This window comes from Bacillus altitudinis (genome assembly GCF_001191605.1).
Lineage (GTDB): Bacteria > Bacillota > Bacilli > Bacillales > Bacillaceae > Bacillus > Bacillus altitudinis.
The window spans coordinates 476,062-490,521 of sequence record NZ_CP009108.1 but is presented as its reverse complement, the minus strand read 5'-3'; the positions used below and the strand labels follow the sequence as shown (position 1 = coordinate 490,521).

Sequence of the window (14,460 nt, the reverse complement as noted above, 5' to 3'; positions counted from 1 at the left end):
GTCAGGCAGAGAAGAGTATACATACGTGCATGCTCTCTCTTTTTCAACTGTTTTGAAACCGGTACCAAGAAAGGGGAGAAATCAGTGAAAGCATTGGATGTGATCACATTTGGGGAATCAATGGCGATGTTTTATGCAAAAGAAATTGGCGAGCTTCACCAAGTGCATACGTTTCAAAAAGCACTTGCTGGTGCAGAGAGTAATGTTGCGGTCGGCTTGGCAAGATTAGGCTTTAGCGTAGGCTGGATGAGCAAGGTCGGGGCGGACTCACTTGGTACATTTATTTTAGAAGAGCTTCAAAAAGAAGGGGTCGATACTGAGGCAGTGCTCCGTTCAAATGATGGGGCTAAAACAGGGATATTGCTTAAATCAAAAGTCATCGATGGAGACCCTGATGTGACGTACTACCGAAAAGGCTCTGCTGCGAGCACATTGAACGCAAGCGATTTCCCGTCCACTTATTTTCAGCAGGCAGGACATCTTCATATGACCGGAATCCCGCCTGCTGTGTCTAGTGAAATGAGAGCGTTTTCTTTTCATGCCCTTAAAGAAATGAAAGAAGCAGGAAAAACCATTTCCTTTGACCCGAACCTGAGACTTCAACTATGGGAAGAGGAAGAAGACATGATTCATACGGTGAATCAGATGGCTGCTCAAGTAGATTGGTTTTTCCCTGGGCTTGCAGAAGGTCAAAGACTCACGGGGTGTCATGAGCCGGAAGCGATTGCGGATGTTTATTTACAAAAAGGTGTCAAGCTTGTGGTCATTAAACTGGGAGCGGAAGGAGCCTATTTCAAAAGTGCATCCGGCCAAGGTGTAGTGGATGGTTTCCATGTGTCTCATGTCGTGGATACAGTCGGAGCTGGTGATGGATTTGCAGTGGGAGTGATGAGCGGTCTGCTGGACGGTTTATCATATGAAAAATCGGTAGCAAGAGGCAATGCCATTGGAGCACTTGCAGTCATGTCCCCAGGAGATCACGAGGGACTGCCGACTCGTGAAGAGCTTCAGGCATTTATAAAAGAAGCCAAACGATATCAAAGGCGACACGATATGAAGGGAGATGAGAGGTATGGGAAAGTCAGCAAGTATGAGTGTTAAAGAGAAGCTCGCAGCTTGTAAACTCATTGCGGTGGTCAGAGCAGGTAGTGAAGCAGAGGGGATAGAGATGATTGGTCGTTTAAAGAAAAAAGGGGTGCGGGCCATCGAAGTGACATATACCACGCCCAATGCAGAGCGGATCATTGCATCTTACCAGCATGACCACGACTTGATTGTCGGAGCCGGAACGATTACAACGCTTGAGCAGGCACAATCAGCCATTGAAGCCGGCTCTCAATTTATCGTCAGCCCGGGATATCTTCCTGTCATCGGAGAGCACCTATCTTTTCATGATACACTTTACGTTCCAGGTGTTTTGACCCCGAGTGAAATTATGCAGGCAAAAGCAAATGGATACAGCGTGTTAAAGCTTTTTCCGAGCGGCGCCTTCGGTTTGTCCTATATGAAAAATTTGCAAGGCCCGTTTCCAGAGATTGAGTTCATCCCAACAGGAGGCATTCATCCAGTCGATGTGCCAAAGTGGCTTGAAGCAGGAGCCGTGGCAGTAGGTGTCGGCAGCCAGCTTGAAAGCAGTACAGCAGAAGAATTACAGGCTGTTCTTTCTTCCACCATCATGTAGTTCACATAAACAACCGGCGGATGACTGCCGGTTGTTTGTTCGTTTATCTGACAAAAAAGCTCAGAAGACGCATCTTTTCACGTAAAATGAGCATAAAGGAGAGGTCGATATGTACATTCAACAAGATGAACTAAAAGATGGTCAAATTGAACAATTGATTCAAGCTCATTTAGAAGAGATGAAAAAACATTCACCGCCAGAAAGCATTCATGCCCTTCCGTTAGACGATCTGAAAAAACAAGATGTCACAGTATGGAGTGCAAGGGATGGCGAGGTGCTTCTTGGCTGCGGAGCCATCAAGGAGCTATCGAGTGAACATGGTGAACTCAAATCGATGAGGACGGCAGCAGCCCATATGCGAAAAGGCGTGGCGAAGCATCTGTTGACCCACCTTCTCCAAGAGGCGAAGCGGCGGGGGTATAAAAGAGTGAGCCTTGAAACAGGTGCGATTGCTTTCTTTGAACCAGCAAGAAGATTATATGAAAGCTTTGGATTTCAATATTGTCCGCCTTTTGGTTCATACCAAGAAGATCCAAACAGTTTATTTATGACAAAGGAATTATAGAGGTCGAGAGAGTATGCTTTTATAAGCAGCTCTTTTTTTATGCGGCAACAATGGAAGGAGGCGGATGTGAATGAAAAGGTCGAAGTTGTTCGGAATAGGCGCATTTCTCACATTTTGTGTTATATCTGTTCTTTTTTTATCTGTATTAGGTCAAGATTTAGTTAAAATTGAAAGCGCTTCCGAAGAGGCAGTATCAACTTATCAATATCACTTTGTTCTTGTACCGGAGGAACTTGATAATGAATATTGGCAATTGGTGCAAAAGGGAGCTGCTGATGCGGCGGAAGTTCATCGGGTGTATCTTGAATACCTAGGTCCAAAGCAGGCTGATTTGGATGATCACCTGAAAACCATTGATATGGCGATTGCTGGTCATGTGGATGGCATTATGACGCAAGGACTTGATGCAAAGAGATACAAACCGCTCTTTCAAAAAGCAAGAGAGAAAGGTATAGATGTCGTCACAGTCGATACCGATGCAGAGGGGAGCAAGCGTCAAGTGTATGTCGGAACAGATAACTATTATTCTGGCTTTATCGCCGGACAGGCACTCATCGCCGATACAAAAGGCGAACAGTATGTGGGCATTGTGACGGGACGGCTTGATGCGATTCACCAGAAGCTTCGCGTGAAGGGGTTTCGAGATGCCGTTTCTGGTGAGAAACGCATTCATATTGCTGGAATAGAAGAGTCGGCGATTACGAAATCAGGTGCTTCCGGTGCTGCGTATAAATTGTTAAATGATCATACGCAGCTCACCGCATTTTATGGAACAAGTGCATTAGACGGTGTCGGCATTATTCAAGCAACAGAGCAATATCATTCATCTAAAGATGTTTATGTGCTCGCATTTGATACTCTGCCTGATACGATTCAAGCGCTGGATGATGGGAAAATTGATGCAGTGGTTGTACAGCACCCTTATGAAATGGGCTATCAAGCGGTTGAATCTCTTGTTCGTTTGCAACAAGGGGATAAACAAGAACCGCTTCAGTACACAGGGACGAGTGTGATTCGGCGAGGAGACCTGCCCCTTCATCAAACAGAAAGACCACAGGGGGTTCAGCCATGAGAAAAATACGAAGTAAATTATTATTGGCATTTTTAATTCTTGTGCTCCTTGGTAATGTGGCCGCTTTTTTTGTGTATTGGAGCAGTTCAAAAATCACATCAGAATATAGCAAGAGCTTTCGTTCCTTTCTCCTGCTGAATGATATTTCGACAGAGGCAAAAACGATGTATGAAAAGGTCAACGCCTTTGCCATCGAAAAGGATCAGGCGTTTGCCAAGGGCTATGCTAAATCAAAACGGAAAATGACATCATATGATCAAGCATTACTCAAAGATGCTGGGCTTCATGCCGCCATCCCGTCCATTGAAAAATATCAATATATGATGCGGACGCTCATAAACGAAAGTGATGCGACAATGAATCATGTCAAAAAAGGGAAAATCAAAGAATATGCTGCAAGTGTGAAAGAAGTAAGAACCGTGTCCTCTTATATCCAAGAACAGACAATGACTCTTTTGGATGATGAATTATCTGAGTATCAAGTACTCTACCAATCCCTTCAAAAAAGACATCAAACGTATGCGCTTTTTACTCTATGTCTGTTTACATTATCGATAGGAATCGCTTTATGGATGGCCTATATCATTGCGGGTGGAATTTCAAGACCGATCGTTCATCTGTCTCGAAGTGCCAAAGAAGTATCAGAAGGAAATTTTGATGGTCCGAATTTGCATGTGTCATCAAAGGACGAAATCTCTGTGTTAAATCATGCCTTTGAGCGAATGCGGCGAGAGATGAAGGTCATGATTGAAGAGATGAAACAAAAGGCTGCTTTAGATCAGAAAATTAAAGACATGAAGCTGAAAACACTACAAAACCAAATGAATCCACATTTTTTATTTAATACATTAAACATCGTTTCACGTATGGCGTACTTAGAATCAGCTGATGCGACATCGAGATTGATACAATCCGTTTCTACGCTGATGCGGTATTCGCTATCTCCTCTCAGCGCATCTGTTACGTTAGAACAAGAAGTGAAAGTGGTAAAAGAATATTTTCATATACAAGAAACAAGATTTTCCGATCGTATTACATGCAAAACGACCATAGATGCGTCGTGTCTATCTGTTCACATTCCGAGCCTTACATTGCAGCCGCTTGTTGAAAATGCCTTTATTCATGGGGTAGAACCAAAAGAGGAGGGGGGGCTTGTAGAGCTCTCTATTGATCGAGATGATCGCTTTGTCATGATTCGGATTCGGGATAATGGACTTGGCATCAGTGATCAAGAGAAAAAGAGATTGCTATCGCAAGAGGAAGAAGATCTTTCAGACACACGTAGTAAAGGTCACTCGACAGGAATTGGTCTTCGAAATGTGATGTCGAGGCTGCGTTTGTTTTACGGAGTGCAGGATGCCCTTCAAATTGATTCAAAGCCAAACGAAGGGACCACGATTCAATTGACAATACCAATCAAGGAGGAACGAGCATGCTGAACGTGCTGATTGTGGATGATGAAAAAATTGAACGAATGGCGATGCGTAAGTTCATGACCGAATGGCTGCCAGACTGTCATATTGCAGGGGAAGCTGCGAATGGAAAAAAGGCGGTGGAATTGGCGCGGTCTAAGCCAATTGACCTTGTGCTCATGGATATTCAGATGCCAGGCATGGATGGGCTCACAGCGATCAAACAGATCAAAGCAAGCTGCCCTTATACTAAATTTATTATGCTGACAGCCTACGATACATTTGATTATGCCAAGCAAGCCATGCAGGAAGGGGTCAAACAATACCTTGTCAAACCAGCTGATAAAGACGAAACCATTACAGCGATTCGTTCTGTTGCGGCAGAAATTCAGCAGGAGGTCTCCCTGCGGCAGGCGGAGAAAGTCAATCAGCAGTCAAAATGGCTGGAAGCCCATGTGTTGAACGGTCAATCTTATACTTCAACAGCGTTTGAGCGGCTGTTTCAGGATTTTCAAGCAGGTCTAGTGATCGCTGTTCAGCGGACAGGCGGGGATCAACTCCTGAATCATTTGCAGGAGTCTGCTCTTTTTCAAGCAGTGCCTATCCAAGTGAGCGGTGAGCTGTTTACATGCTTGATTTACAGCTGTCAATCACCTGGTCATCTAAAGGCGAATGTACTGCAAGCCATTCGCGCTGCTATGACAAGCGAGCAGGATTCCCCTGTCATTGTTGGCATGGGTCATCCTGTCTCAAATCCACTTCAACTTCAGAAAAGTGCGGCAGAAGCGAAGCTTTCCTATTATCAGCGAAAAAAAGATGACGGTGCGGTTCGTTATGGCTTTTACTATACAGATAGACAATCTTACGTATTGATCAACTTGCCTGAGCTTGCCGATGACATGATGCTGGCACTAGAAGAAGGGAGAAGAGATGATGCTCTTGCTTACTATGATGCCTTCCAATTAGAAGGGGCAACCATTTCTCATGTGAAAGAGCTGCTCATTTTACTCAAATCACGACTTCGTGCAGATGTGCCAATTCTAGCTATCACCACAGAAACAGAATGCCGCCAATGCTGTGAACATTTATTTGATCTGTATGAAGCAAGAACCCAGACGGTGAATGATATAGAACGGGCGAAACGATACATTCAAACACATTTTTGCGAACATATCACGCTGGAGCAAACGGCCGCCTATGTTGATTTAAGCCCGACGTATTTCACCAAACGCTTTAAGGATGAGACAGGTCTAACGTTTAAAGAATATGTGACGACCTGTAGGATGGATAAAATGAAGAAGCTACTGAAAGAGAGTTCGCTTAGTTTAAAAGAAATCACCTATCAAGCTGGATATACTGATCCAAATTACGTCAGTCGTGTGTTTAAAAAAATGGTTGGCTGTTCACCGAAGGAATATCGAAAACAGGTCGTAAAAAAATGAAGAATTTCATAAAAAAGTGAAGAAGTTTGCCTGAAAAAAGGAAAGGATCTGCCAGTATACTTATTTTGATAACGCTTACAAAATAGGGATGGGGGATCCATGATGAAGTTTAAATTAGGCTTTACTTTATTGGCACTCTGTATGCTGGTCGTCTCTGCTTGCAGTTCATCGACGAACTCAGATGCAAAAAAAGAGAGCGGAGCGGAGAAACTAGAAATTTTCTCTTGGTGGACTGGTGCAGGTGAGGAAGACGGGCTGAAGGCACTCATTCAATTGTTTGAAGAGAAAAATAAAGACATTCCAATTGAAAATGCAGCTGTCGCTGGTGGCGCTGGTACGAATGCGAAAGCTGTTCTAACAAGCCGGATGCAAGGAGATGATCCGCCAGCTACTTTCCAAGTACACGGGGGAGCAGAGCTGAATGAGAGCTGGGTAGCCGCAGGCAAAATGGAGCCGCTGGATGATCTATATGAAAAAGAAGGCTGGAAGGATAAATTTCCAGAATCACTGATTGACCTTGTGAGCAAAGACGGGAAAATCTATTCCGTTCCAGTGAATATTCATAGAGGCAATGTGCTTTGGTATAACAAAAAAGTATTTGAAGAACAGGGCTTACAGCCACCAACGACGTTTGATGAATTTTTCAAAACAGCCGATGCCTTAAAGAAAAAAGGGATTACTCCTCTTGCGCTTGGGGATAAAGAACCTTGGGCAGCGACTCATTTGTTTGAGAGCGTTCTTCTAGGTGTATTAGGTGCAGATGACTATCAAAAACTTTGGGCGGGCGACTTAAAAATGGATGATGCAAAAGTGAAGGAAGCGGCAGACATCTTTGGACGTATGCTCGAGTACGTCAACGACGATCATAGCTCGCGTAACTGGCAGGATGCCTCACAACTCGTGGCAAAAGGGGAAGCTGCAATGAATGTCATGGGCGACTGGGCAAAAGGATACTTTGTGAATGATCTAGATTTGAAGGTGAATAAAGACTTTGGATACGTGGCAACTCCTGGTACGGAGGGCAGCTTTATGGTCATCACGGATACATTCGGACTGCCGAAGGGTGTCAAACAACCAGAAAACGTGAAAAAATTCTTATCTGTCTTAGGATCTGTGGAAGGACAGGATGCGTTTAATCCGCTGAAAGGGTCAATTCCGGCTCGTGTGGATGCAGATGTATCAAAATATGATGAATACGGAAAATCGGCAATGAAGGCGTTTAAAGAGTCAAAGCTGGCACCGTCTCTTGCGCATGGCTCAGCTGCTGAAGAAGGTTTTGTCACGAAGGCGAACCAAGCCGTCAATATTTTCGTGACACAAAAAGACAGCAGCCAGTTCGTTTCTTCTTTAAAAGATTCAATGAAATAAAGATGAAAGAGGCGGCCGTTAGGCACCGCCTCTTTTTTAAAAAAAGGAGTGTAGCTTCATGCGCATGGACACATCGCCGACCACAAAAACACCAGCAGCAAAAGTGAAACGTGTTCGGAAAAAATGGAATGGAGACCAGCTGCTTGCCCTGCTATTTTTAGCACCGTCAGCTGTTTTATTATTCATTTTTGTTTACGGATTTATTGGCTGGACAGGATATGTTTCATTATCGAACTGGACCTCGCTTGTTCCTGATTTTTCTTTCGCAGGTATGAAAAATTATGTCATGCTGTTTCAAGATTTTCGCTTTCAGTCAGATCTTCGAAACACGGTCTTTTTTACATTATTCTTTATTGGAGCAGTCATTGCTTCTGGGCTTGTACTGGCCATTTTACTAGACCAGAAGATCAAGGGGGAATCACTTTTTCGGAATCTCTTTTTCTTTCCGATGGCCCTTTCCTTTGTTGTCACAGGTGTTGTGTGGCAATGGATCCTAAATCCATCAACTGGGGTGAATCTGTTTTTAAAAACACTCGGCATCCAGCCCAAGTGGTACACGGATACGAACATTTTAGCTGGATTTGTCTGGGGAAAAATTGAGTTTGGTGTACCGGCAGCAATGATTGCAGTTGTCATCGCTGCTGTCTGGCAGATGACAGGATTTTCACTTGCGATGTATTTGGCTGGTCTTAGAGGAATTCCAGAGGAAGTGAGAGAGGCTGCTAGAATGGATGGCGCAACCGAGTGGCAAATCTACTGGAAAATCATTTTTCCGCTGTTAAAACCAATCACAGCGAGTGTCGTCATTATCATGGCACATATCTCTTTAAAGATCTTCGATTTGATTTACTCGATGACAGGACCAGGTGCAAACTTTGTCACCGATGTGCCAGGTGTTTATATGTTTGAAATGACCTTTAGAGGAAACCATTATGCAGGTGGTGCCGCCATTGCGATCGTTATGCTGATTTCTGTTGCAGTCTTTATCGTGCCGTATCTCCTGTCTAGCCGGAAGGGGGCTTCATCATGATCGCAAGAGGGTTTGTCCGTCCAGTTCTTTATGCTTTATTAATAATGTGCAGTTTGTTTTTTCTCATGCCTGTTTATGTCATGCTCGTCACAAGCTTAAAGCCATTAGGTGAAGTGACCCTTGAGCGAATGTGGTCGCTCCCATCTACACTAGATTTCTCAAGCTACAAAATCGCTTTTGAAAAGTTATCACCCAATTTAATGAATTCTCTTTATCTAGTCATTCCTGCTACCTTATTGTCAGCTGTATTAGGTGCGATGAATGGCTATGTGCTGTCTAAATGGCGCTTTAAAGGATCAGAAGTGGTGTTTACCTTCATGTTGTTTGGTATGTTTATTCCATATCAAAGTATCCTCATTCCACTTATTCAATTTTTACGTGAAATCGGCTTGTATAACTCCATTCCGGGACTTGTGCTTGTCCATGTCGTATATGGCCTGCCAATCACAACACTCATGTTCCGCAATTTTTATGTGAGCATTCCTGATGAAATGATTGAATCAGCGAAGATGGATGGTGCCGGATTTATCGGGATCTTCAGACATATGATTCTGCCGCTTTCCATCACAGGGTTTGTCGTGGTTGCCATTTGGCAATTCACAAATGTGTGGAATGAGTTTCTATTTGCGGTTACTATGACCACGGCAGAGAATCAGCCGGTCATGGTTGCACTGCAAAATTTATCAGGCAGTCAAATTGTGCAATGGAATGTTCAAATGGCAGGTGCCATCTTGGCTGCGCTGCCAACACTTTTGGTCTATATTCTACTCGGAAAATACTTTGTGAAAGGGCTTCTTGCAGGCTCTGTCAAAGGGTGAAATGATTTTCTTGTTATCGTTTTCATTCGGTGTACTGAAAGGATTGACTTCTCTTTAGATAGCGTCATAATAAAAGTTGAGACTTGCTAGTTTTCATTATGCTAGGCAAGGATTATCAAAGGGTAGCAAAGGGAGGAGTCATCCTGAATGAAGCAGTCACCAATTTTTTTACTGCCTGAATTGAAGGAGAGAATATGGGGAGGTACAGCCTTAAGGGATCAATTTGGCTATGATATTCCTTCTGATCAAACGGGAGAATGCTGGGCAATTTCTGCTCATCCAAACGGACCAAGTGTCGTGCAAGACGGTCCATATAAAGGGAAAACGCTGATCGAACTATGGAACAATCACAGAGAATTGTTTGGGGGAATAGAAGGCGATCGCTTCCCGCTCTTAACAAAAATTTTAGATGCAAACCAAGATTTATCCGTTCAAGTTCATCCAGATGATGATTATGCGGAAAGACATGAAAATGGTGAGCTTGGGAAAACAGAGTGCTGGTATATCATTGACTGCAAAGAAGGCGCAGAAATGATCTACGGTCATAATGCAAGGACGAGAACTGAGCTTGTGACCATGATGAACAGTGGAGATTGGGAAGGCCTTTTGCGGCGAGTGAAAATTAAGCCGGGCGATTTTTATTATGTGCCAAGCGGTACCATTCATGCACTATGTGAAGGCACACTGGTTCTCGAAACGCAGCAAAGTTCAGATACGACCTATCGGGTGTATGATTATGAACGAAAAGACCAAAATGGCCATGAACGTGAACTTCACTTCACGCAGGCCATTGATGTCACAACGGTTCCTCATGTAGACGGTTATGCAGATGAATCAGTAGAAACTCGTCCAGGGGTGACCATTAGAACATTTGTAGAAGCAGAATACTTCTCTGTGTATAAATGGGAAATTGATCAAAAAGTAGAGCTATCGCAAGATTATCCGTTTTTGCTGTGCAGCGTTATTAATGGGGAAGGGTCCTTAGAGCATAATGGACATACATATCCGCTGCCAAAAGGAGCCCATTTTATCCTGCCTGCTGAAACAGGGAACTTCACAATTGAAGGATCTTGTGAATTGATTGTGTCACATATATAAAGAAAAAGAGGAAGAGGACTTCGAGAGTCCTCTATTTTTCTATTGCATAAAAGACTTGAAAGAGACTTGTTTTTGTCGATAAAGAGATTAGTAGACTATTATGCAAAGTTAAGAGAGGGACAGGGAACGTGAAAAAAACCATCAAGATTATGTTACTCGCAGCTGCCTTTGGTATGACATTACACACAGGCAAAGAAGTGCAAGCAGCCTCCTATGTCGATCAATCCATTTATACGATTAGCACCTCAAAAGTATTTACAACAGAAGCAGAAGTGAAAAAAGCGGTTGACACGTTGAAAAAGGATAAGAAATGGACAGCCACTTATCAAACTTCAGGAAATACATCGACTTATCAACTGACTGCCTCAGGATATGACTCACAAGTAGCAGCTAATGCAAGTGCCGCTGCATTAAAAAAAGAGTTAGGCATGAGCGGTACGGTGTCTCCAGTAGGTGACCGCCTTCCTTTACAGAAAATCGTATCTGATCCAATCAACGATGAAAGTCAGGCGAAAAAACTGACGCTCGAGCTGACGAAAACATCAGGACTCAATAGCACGTATGAAGCTATCAATCAAAGCAGACCATCATATCAGGTCATTTCAGGAGCCATTGATTCTGAAACGAAAGTCAAAAATATTCAAACCGAACTACAAAAACAGGCCGGAGTCACGAGTACATACCAAACTGAAAACAAGGCCGGCACCGTGTATCAGCTGATCTCAGGCAATATTGTTGGACAGAGTAAGGCAAATACCATCCTGCAAGGTTTTCAAAAGGAATCTGGTTTAAAAGCAGTACTCCAAACGGTAGCAGCAGGCAAACCGTATTACATCGTCACATCTGCTACACAAACGAATCAGTCTAAAGCGCAAACCCTTCTGACCCAGCTGCAAAAAGAAGCGAAAATTAGCGGAAAGATTCAGAAGGCTGGAGCTGTTAAAAATGTATATAGCATGGAATCAGGCTATTTCAAAGACAGTAAGCAAGCAGCCTCAGCGGCGGCTCAGATTAAGAAACAAGCTGGTGTGTCAGGGACTGTACAGCGAGTAGGAAAAACGAAAAATTATATCGTAAAGCTCAATCAATTAAATGACACAACTTACGCAAAAACAGTTGCCTTTTTCAAGAAAAAGAAATGGCGCTATACATCTAAAAAGATCTCCTCTACACAGCCATATCAAGTAGTGACTGGGAATCTTTTGGGCGATGATCAAGCGAAAAAAGCAACGGCATTTTTCCAAAAGAAAAAAGTATCCGCCACAACGAAAAAAACAGGCAAAGCATCTGACAGCACGTATCGACTTGTTGTGAATCAGGCAACAGATCAGACAAAAGTAAATAAAGGTGCTACATACTTAAAGGCACAAAAGGTGACAAGCAGCATCACAACAGGCAAGGGACAAGCCGTCAGTAAAGCATACAGCCTAATCACAACCCCTGTATATGATCAAAGCAAAGTAAAGCAAGCGCAAGAGATCATCAAGAAAAATGGAGTTGCCAGCAGTACAAAAACATTAACAGAAGCTGTTAAGCAATACCGTATTACGACAGAGGCGACTGTGAATCAGACAAAACTGAATCAAGCCTTAAGTTATTTAACCAAACAAAAAATGAAAGCAGCCGCTCAAAAAACGGGAGCAACTGATTATGGTCAATATCAGATCAAAACAGGGGTCATTTCGACTGCTGCCTTAAGAGACCAAGGCATGACATTCTTCAAAAAACGAAATGAACCAGCTGCTTATACAACAACGACAAAACCGGCATATAAAATCAACATCACACAGCAGTTTACAGGGTTACCAAATGCGAATGCGGCCATTGCTTTTGTGAAAAGCCAATACGGCTGGACAGCCACAGCGACAAAAATCAAAAACGGTCCAATGGTGATGCAGACGAATTATAACCTCACTGTCAATGAGATGGTAAACAAACAAATGAAGGTATCGCCGCAGACAGATGGTGCAGCATATGTCTATGCGACATATGTAGACCCAGCGACATCCACAGTGAATACAGACGGGCTAAATGTACGTTCTACACCTGATTCAAGTTCGGCAAGCAACATCGTCGCACAGCTGAACAAAGGAACAAAAGTGAAGCAGCTTGGAAAAGAAGGCAACTGGATCAAGATCAGCCTCGGCTGGAGAAATGCGAGTTCAGCAGAAGTATTAAAATATGTAGACCCAGCGAATATCGCGGAGGGCACTCAATCTTATTTTCAATTTCTCAAACTCTCTGAAGCTGCAAATCTCAACCCGACTGAAGTGAATACGAAGATTTTAGCAGGGAAAGGCATTCTTGCCGGAAAAGGACAAGCCTTTATCACAGCAGCGAAAACGTATCATATTAACGAAATCTATCTCATTTCACATGCATTGCTGGAAACAGGCAACGGCAGTTCCATTTTAGCGAACGGTACGAAGTTTAATGATAGAATCGTTTACAACATGTATGGCATTGGTGCATATGACAGTAACCCGAATTACCTCGGTGCAAAGTATGCGTATGAACAGCAATGGTTCACACCAGAGGCAGCCATTATTGGCGGGGCAAAATTCATTGGCAACAGCTACATCAATAACGCCACATACAAACAAGATACCATTTACAAAATGCGGTGGTCTGCGACAGCGACTCACCAATATGCAACAGATATTGGCTGGGCTTCTAAACAGGTCACTCGTATGTATAGTTTGTATAACTTACTTGATAACTATACGCTGTATTATGATATCCCCGTGTATAACAAATAAAAAAACGTCCGTGCTTCTTAATGAGAAGCCGGACGTTTTTTGTGTAAGAGCTGATGTTCAATAAAGGAAAGAAGCTGCTGACTTGATTTCCCTTTTGAATATTGGTTCCATTCCTCAGCAAAGGTTTTCAATAAGTCTTGATTGGCTGATTCGTTTAGCCCCTTAAGCTCCTTTAAGAGCATATCTTGAGTGACGCAAGCCTTTCCTGGAATAATGTCTTCATAACGTTCGACTAAACCGCGTTTCATGCGATAAGTCTCTAGATCGTAAGTGAAGAACAAAACAGGCTTTCGGAGCAGCGCATATTCAAACACAATGGACGAATAATCTGTAATCAGGACATCGCATACAGAGAGCAATGGAAAGAGCGGCTGATCGGACACATCAAATATCCACTCACCATCTGTTTCTGCTTTGGCTAAATGTTTCACTGCAGGATGAAGTTTGACGAGCAGGATATAGTCACCATTCAGCTCACTCTGCAATTGTTCTTTAGAAAAAGGTAAGACAAGACCGTCCATTGCAAAGTCCCGGTAGGTCGGCGCATACAGCAGCACTTTTTTGCCTTTTGGAAAAATATCCATCTGAAAGGAAATAGGGCGCTCATCATAGTACGCATCTGTGAATGGTACACCTGTTGGCAGAAAACGATCGTCCTTGACGCCAAATGAAGTTTTGAAAATCTCGCGCATGTGATCTGAGCCAGTAACGATATAATCGAAAGACGCATAGACCCGCTTGAAACGCTGCAGATCACGAGAACTCCGGTGATGATTTGAAGCATCTTCAAGACCAAACTTTTTCAAAGCACCATTGGCGTGCCACACTTGAATACAAGTGGTAGAAGGTCTATTTCTTAGCACACTTGTCATCAGAAAATAATTATCTGTGACGACAACTTTGCTTTTTAGCATCGTATAGATACATTGAATGAGATGGAAGGGATTTTTTTCATGAAAATAGCGAAATGACACATGAGGCACGTCCTTTTCTATCACGGAAGCATGCTTCGTATAGAGGACAGTGAGCTTCATTGTCATATTCGCCTGTTGTTGATAAGTATCGATGAGAGCAGCTGCATTCTCTTGGAATGAAACAAGCAGCGTCACCTGATTGTCACGAGGTTTCACGCCGCTCATGAGCCATCCAGCAAAAGAAACAAAAGCTGCATAGCATGAGATGATCATTGAGCGTATATTCATCATGTATCAGTCT

At 43.2% G+C, this 14,460-nt stretch carries 12 protein-coding genes; 11 read left to right on the top strand and 1 reads right to left on the bottom strand.

The annotated features are described in order from the left end of the window. Positions 1 to 84 precede the first annotated feature (84 nt). The 11 genes from ID12_RS02440 to ID12_RS02390 all read left to right on the top strand — a co-directional run bounded on the left by ID12_RS02440 (position 85) and on the right by ID12_RS02390 (position 13,245). Complete coding sequence (locus tag ID12_RS02440) at positions 85 to 1,101, top strand: sugar kinase (RefSeq protein ID WP_080987757.1); 1,017 nt, start codon at positions 85 to 87, stop codon at positions 1,099 to 1,101. After that, the gene (locus ID12_RS02435) at positions 1,073 to 1,681 is read left to right on the top strand and encodes a bifunctional 4-hydroxy-2-oxoglutarate aldolase/2-dehydro-3-deoxy-phosphogluconate aldolase (RefSeq protein ID WP_050826670.1); all 609 of its coding nucleotides are present in this window, start codon (positions 1,073 to 1,075) and stop codon (positions 1,679 to 1,681) included. Before ID12_RS02440 ends, ID12_RS02435 begins: the two co-directional genes overlap by 29 nt. Before the next feature lie 109 nt (positions 1,682 to 1,790). Beyond that, positions 1,791 to 2,246 carry a GNAT family N-acetyltransferase gene (locus tag ID12_RS02430; protein ID WP_035389715.1) on the top strand — a complete coding sequence of 152 codons (456 nt, stop codon included), beginning with the start codon at positions 1,791 to 1,793 and terminating at the stop codon, positions 2,244 to 2,246. A 70-nt stretch (positions 2,247 to 2,316) separates the two neighbouring features. Beyond that, positions 2,317 to 3,318, top strand: a complete 1,002-nt coding sequence (locus ID12_RS02425; RefSeq protein ID WP_050826669.1) for a sugar-binding protein — start codon at positions 2,317 to 2,319, stop codon at positions 3,316 to 3,318. Beyond that, on the top strand, positions 3,315 to 4,757 hold the full coding sequence (locus ID12_RS02420; protein ID WP_050826668.1) for a sensor histidine kinase: 1,443 nt from the start codon (positions 3,315 to 3,317) through the stop codon (positions 4,755 to 4,757). The genes ID12_RS02425 and ID12_RS02420 overlap by 4 nt, the downstream gene beginning before the upstream one ends. Continuing rightward, positions 4,751 to 6,172: a response regulator transcription factor gene (locus ID12_RS02415; protein ID WP_050826667.1), complete on the top strand. Its 1,422-nt coding sequence runs from the start codon at positions 4,751 to 4,753 to the stop codon at positions 6,170 to 6,172. Before ID12_RS02420 ends, ID12_RS02415 begins: the two co-directional genes overlap by 7 nt. 99 nt (positions 6,173 to 6,271) lie before the next feature. Next, a complete protein-coding gene (locus ID12_RS02410; RefSeq protein WP_050826666.1) occupies positions 6,272 to 7,540 on the top strand; it encodes an ABC transporter substrate-binding protein in 1,269 nt (422 codons plus the stop codon). A gap of 58 nt (positions 7,541 to 7,598) precedes the next feature. Further along, positions 7,599 to 8,570 carry a carbohydrate ABC transporter permease gene (locus tag ID12_RS02405; protein ID WP_017359986.1) on the top strand — a complete coding sequence of 324 codons (972 nt, stop codon included), beginning with the start codon at positions 7,599 to 7,601 and terminating at the stop codon, positions 8,568 to 8,570. Further along, positions 8,567 to 9,388 (top strand): carbohydrate ABC transporter permease, encoded by an 822-nt coding sequence (locus ID12_RS02400; protein ID WP_050826665.1) that lies wholly within the window; start codon positions 8,567 to 8,569, stop codon positions 9,386 to 9,388. Before ID12_RS02405 ends, ID12_RS02400 begins: the two co-directional genes overlap by 4 nt. Positions 9,389 to 9,535: 147 nt before the next feature. After that, positions 9,536 to 10,486, top strand: a complete 951-nt coding sequence (manA, locus tag ID12_RS02395; protein WP_041507862.1) for a mannose-6-phosphate isomerase, class I — start codon at positions 9,536 to 9,538, stop codon at positions 10,484 to 10,486. Between the two features lie 128 nt (positions 10,487 to 10,614). Then, positions 10,615 to 13,245, top strand: a complete 2,631-nt coding sequence (locus ID12_RS02390; RefSeq protein WP_050826664.1) for an N-acetylglucosaminidase — start codon at positions 10,615 to 10,617, stop codon at positions 13,243 to 13,245. Positions 13,246 to 13,262: 17 nt separating this feature from the next. Here ID12_RS02390 and ID12_RS02385 read toward each other — a convergent pair whose 3' ends face one another. Beyond that, the gene (locus ID12_RS02385) at positions 13,263 to 14,450 is read right to left on the bottom strand and encodes a CDP-glycerol glycerophosphotransferase family protein (RefSeq protein WP_080987756.1); all 1,188 of its coding nucleotides are present in this window, start codon (positions 14,448 to 14,450) and stop codon (positions 13,263 to 13,265) included. Between the last annotated feature and the right edge of the window lie 10 nt (positions 14,451 to 14,460).

What these genes read in the sequence shown, in the direction of transcription:
- ID12_RS02435 (WP_050826670.1), top strand. Translation starts at nt 1,073, where the DNA reads ATGGGAAAGTCAGCAAGTATGAGTGTTAAAGAGAAGCTCGCAGCTTGT.
- ID12_RS02430 (WP_035389715.1), top strand. Translation starts at nt 1,791, where the DNA reads ATGTACATTCAACAAGATGAACTAAAAGATGGTCAAATTGAACAATTG.
- ID12_RS02425 (WP_050826669.1), top strand. Translation starts at nt 2,317, where the DNA reads ATGAAAAGGTCGAAGTTGTTCGGAATAGGCGCATTTCTCACATTTTGT.
- ID12_RS02420 (WP_050826668.1), top strand. Translation starts at nt 3,315, where the DNA reads ATGAGAAAAATACGAAGTAAATTATTATTGGCATTTTTAATTCTTGTG.
- ID12_RS02415 (WP_050826667.1), top strand. Translation starts at nt 4,751, where the DNA reads ATGCTGAACGTGCTGATTGTGGATGATGAAAAAATTGAACGAATGGCG.
- ID12_RS02410 (WP_050826666.1), top strand. Translation starts at nt 6,272, where the DNA reads ATGATGAAGTTTAAATTAGGCTTTACTTTATTGGCACTCTGTATGCTG.
- ID12_RS02405 (WP_017359986.1), top strand. Translation starts at nt 7,599, where the DNA reads ATGCGCATGGACACATCGCCGACCACAAAAACACCAGCAGCAAAAGTG.
- ID12_RS02400 (WP_050826665.1), top strand. Translation starts at nt 8,567, where the DNA reads ATGATCGCAAGAGGGTTTGTCCGTCCAGTTCTTTATGCTTTATTAATA.
- manA (WP_041507862.1), top strand. Translation starts at nt 9,536, where the DNA reads ATGAAGCAGTCACCAATTTTTTTACTGCCTGAATTGAAGGAGAGAATA.
- ID12_RS02385 (WP_080987756.1), bottom strand. Translation starts at nt 14,450, where the DNA reads ATGATGAATATACGCTCAATGATCATCTCATGCTATGCAGCTTTTGTT.